This window comes from Paenibacillus cisolokensis, assembly GCF_018403665.1.
Classification (GTDB): domain Bacteria; phylum Bacillota; class Bacilli; order Paenibacillales; family Paenibacillaceae; genus Paenibacillus_AH; species Paenibacillus_AH cisolokensis.
Genome location: NZ_BOVJ01000215.1, coordinates 1 through 2126, shown reverse-complemented (window position 1 = coordinate 2126; position 2126 = coordinate 1). Strand labels below are relative to the sequence as shown.

The window sequence follows — 2126 nt, the reverse complement described above, 5'->3', positions numbered from 1 at the left end:
GAACGCATCGGTTTCCTCTCTCCTTCGGTTCGGCCCTTCCGCTTTCCGGCGTCCCGTACTCGCGTGTAGAGTCGAAGGAGGTCGGTTTGCACCTTCCTCCGTCCGCTCAGTCAAACGGATCGTGCAGTTTTCCCGCAATCCGCTTTCCTTCATGTCACCCTCTGGGTGCAGTTCGTAGGTTCAAATCCGGGATTAACGACAAAAGGTTCACCAGTCTGTACTTGGAGTAGAGGATGGATTCAGGTAACTTCTTCCACCCTGTGTTTCGCCACCGTTTAAACCGATGGCTCCATATTCGCCTTATGATCCAGCGTTGGAGTCGGTTAAACAGTTTTCTTACGTGCGCTTTGCGAAAATAGTTGCCCCATCCTCGTATGACAGGATTGATGGAGTCAATGAGCTCATAGACCGTTAGCGGAATGCGTCTGCGCGTTCGGGCCCGAATGGTGTCCATGAACGATTGAATGGACCTCGTTTTGGGGTAGGCATAGATGTTGAATTTCGGTTGTTTCTTCACCCTATCCCGCGGCAGTGACAGACCTTTTCCCCGTTTGAGCTTGTAGCCTAGAAACTCAAATCCCCATTTGATGTGGGTGATCTTGGTTTTATCCGGGTGAAGCGTCAGTCCGAGCGATTCCAGAATCATTCTTGCGTCCCGTAGTGCTCGTGCTGCCTCCGCTTGGGTCTTACAGAGAACAACCCAATCATCGGCAAATCGCGTCAGCCGATACCCTCTGTTCGTCATTTCGTGGTCGAACCGGTTCAGATAAATATTGCTAAACAGCGGACTGACCACGCTTCCTTGCGGTGTTCCGCTTGGCGTAGCGTATTTCTTTCCGCTTTCCATATACCCGGCTTCGAGCATTTGCCTGATTAGTTTGAGGATTCTGCCGTCGCTGACTTGCTCCGCAATCATATCGATGAGCGGTTCGTGATGGACCGTCCCGAAGAAATCCCGCAAGTCCGCGTCCACGATCCATTCGCATCCATCCATGAGTTCGCTATAAATCTTCCGCATCGCTTGATGTGTCGATCTACCCGGTCGGTATCCGAAGCTGCACTCGCTGAACAGAGGTTCGAAGATAGGCTCCAGCCTGTTTTTCAAAGCCTGTTGACATACCCTGTCCCGTATCGCCGGAATGCCCAGCGGTCGCTTTTCACCCGGTTTCCCTTTCTTGGGGATGAGAATCCGTCTGACCGGCATCGGTCGGTACGTCCCCTGTTTCAGTTCTTCGTGCAGGCGTTCCAACTCCATCTCGGCTACTGCTTCAAATGCCGGGATGGCGACCTTGTCGATGCCCCCACTGCCTCCGTTTGCTCTCACCGACTCCCATGCCATCTCCAAGTTTGTTCGGTGATACACTTTGTCGATTAATGAATGAACCTTCCGTTCTGTGCCTTCTGCTTTCATGCGTTTCGTATCCTCCGCCTGCAAGTTATGGGTCTTTCACAAAGGGAACTGTCCGTCTCTTGCCGCCTACTTGCGAAACGCACTCCAGTTCCGGTCTCCATAAAGCGAGCCGCCTTCCCCTTCTGACTCTCCTTTTGAGCGAGCAGAAGCCAACCGCACCAGAGCGGCTGATCCGGACGTTTCTGTTGTTCGTCCGTTCCAAAGTAATACGCAGCTCTCCGACTTCTCGCCATGCTTCCGGTATGCACTTCGGGGTTTCCTTATAGCATCCGTTACTGAAACTGCCGCGCGTTCTTTGGAAGCGGCGGGCGCGGCACGACCGCTTCGACTTTATTTACCCACTCGTCCTGAAAGTGCATTTGTTTCAGACATGACGAGATCTCCGTGGGTCACATCGTCATCTTCCGTACCATGCCGCCCGCACACACCTTGGTGCGATGGGTGGACTAGAACGCCTTCGTCTCCATAGTGCAGACTCGACCTTGCCCCATCTTTGGCCGACCGGTTCGCAATTCGGGTAGCCCCGTTTCACTACGGCCTGGTACTTCTCCTCAAGCCCTTCAGACTCTGCCTCGCGGCAGACGCCCTGCCTTCCGGCAAAGCTAATTTGCCGGCCCCCGAGGCGTTACCCCCGGGTTTGGATATGAGCCCCCTAGTCCGAGGCTCAGCGGGACTTGAACCCGCCTGATGATCGTGCTGCCACGCACGCACTATG

Annotated in this window: 1 protein-coding gene; it reads right to left on the bottom strand. The window is 54.2% G+C overall.

Annotation, left to right across the window (positions count from 1 at the left end; all coding sequences use genetic code 11):
- Positions 1 to 154: 154 nt before the first annotated feature.
- Positions 155 to 1411 carry a group II intron reverse transcriptase/maturase gene (ltrA, locus tag PACILC2_RS24280; RefSeq protein ID WP_213531447.1) on the bottom strand — a complete coding sequence of 419 codons (1257 nt, stop codon included), beginning with the start codon at positions 1409 to 1411 and terminating at the stop codon, positions 155 to 157.
- Positions 1412 to 2126: the final 715 nt, after the last annotated feature.

What these genes read in the sequence shown, in the direction of transcription:
- ltrA (WP_213531447.1), bottom strand. Translation starts at nt 1,411, where the DNA reads ATGAAAGCAGAAGGCACAGAACGGAAGGTTCATTCATTAATCGACAAA.